The following is a 1,393-nucleotide window of genomic DNA, read 5'->3' on the forward strand; positions in this document are numbered from 1 at the left end:
AAATAAGATTATCACCGTGAAACCTATTGCTAGTGCAAATATAACGTAATTTTTAATTAAGATATATAAAACTTTATTTTTCATAAAGTTCTTCCTTCCTAGCAAATCTATACCCAAGTCCCCGGATCGTTTTTATATAAACTGGATTCTTAGGAGAATCCTCTAATTTCTCTCGCAGTCTACTAATATGAACCATAATCGTATTATCATCTGCACAGTAATAATCCGACCATACACTTTCAAAAATTTGTTTTTTAGTAAAAATTCTCCCTGGTTCTTCCATAAAAAGTGTTAAGATTTTATATTCCGTAGCACTGAGAGAAATGGATTCGCTTGATTTATAGAGTGTACAAGAATGATGATCTAATACTAAATCACCCATATGAATTTGCTTCTCCTTACCTTCTACAGCCTTATCATTAAATTCATAGGACCTTCTAAGGTGAGCTTGAACTCTAGCTATAGTTTCTAAAGCACTAAATGGCTTTGTAATGAAGTCATCTGCTCCAATCCCTAAACCTATAATTTTATCTACTTCTTGAGATTTGGCTGACAATATAAGTATTGGGAATTGTAACGTCTCACGAATCTTTTTAATTAATTGGTAACCATCCATTTTAGGCATCATAATATCAACGATAGCTAAATCAATATGATTTTCTTCTAGACACTTTAAGGCAACTTCCCCATTTAAAGCCTCTACAACAAAAAAATTTTCCATTTCTAAAAAAAGCTTTAAAAGATCAATAATATCTTTGTCATCATCAACAATTAATATATTTTTTTTCATACTCTCCCTCGCATCGGTCAGAATTTTCAAAAATCCACTTAAGGTTATTGTAAGGTAAATGAAAGTGACATGAAAGACTAACCGTTTAATATACAGGTATGAATTAAAAAAGGAGGCATTATCACATGAAAAAATTTGTTGGAATTGCGTTAGCAGCTACCATTGGAATTGGAGGTTTAGGAACTTTTGCTACTACTAAAACTCACGCTGCAGTAAACAATCCAGAATCAACAAAATCGGTTTATCAAGTATCTGATGTGCAAGGTGAATTTATGCACATTAAAGTGGGGAAACCTTGGTCAATGACGCCAAGCGGAAATCAATACAAATATGTCTTATTTAGTGAAAATAAAATTTATGTCAACCCTAAAACTGGTGTAGTAACAGCATATGAAGAAGGAGCAGCTGAAGGCAGAGTACTCGATAAAAATGGAAATATTGTTGCTATTTGGTATATCACGGCTTTTAAATAATGAAGGATTAATTTTACAAAGTTGAAAAGAGCATCTTTAAGTTTATTATGAAAGTAGTAAAAGAATTTCAAAACTTGTAATTACACTAAAATAAAAAAGCTTATCCTTTAACACGTAATGATAAGCTTTT

At 31.4% G+C, this 1,393-nt stretch carries 2 protein-coding genes; one reads left to right on the forward strand and one right to left on the reverse strand.

Features of this window, described 5'->3' with window-relative positions:
* Positions 1-73: 73 nt before the first annotated feature.
* A complete protein-coding gene (locus tag ABWK52_RS28560) occupies positions 74-790 on the reverse strand; it encodes a response regulator transcription factor (protein ID WP_097796901.1) in 717 nt (238 codons plus the stop codon).
* 125 nt (positions 791-915) lie between these two features.
* On the opposite strand from ABWK52_RS28560, the gene ABWK52_RS28565 reads away from it, so the two are divergent.
* On the forward strand, positions 916-1,263 hold the full coding sequence (locus ABWK52_RS28565) for a hypothetical protein (RefSeq protein WP_098542230.1): 348 nt from the start codon (positions 916-918) through the stop codon (positions 1,261-1,263).
* The last annotated feature ends 130 nt before the right edge of the window (positions 1,264-1,393 follow it).

The organism is Bacillus sp. AP50 (assembly GCF_040492675.1).
Classification (GTDB): domain Bacteria; phylum Bacillota; class Bacilli; order Bacillales; family Bacillaceae_G; genus Bacillus_A; species Bacillus_A cereus.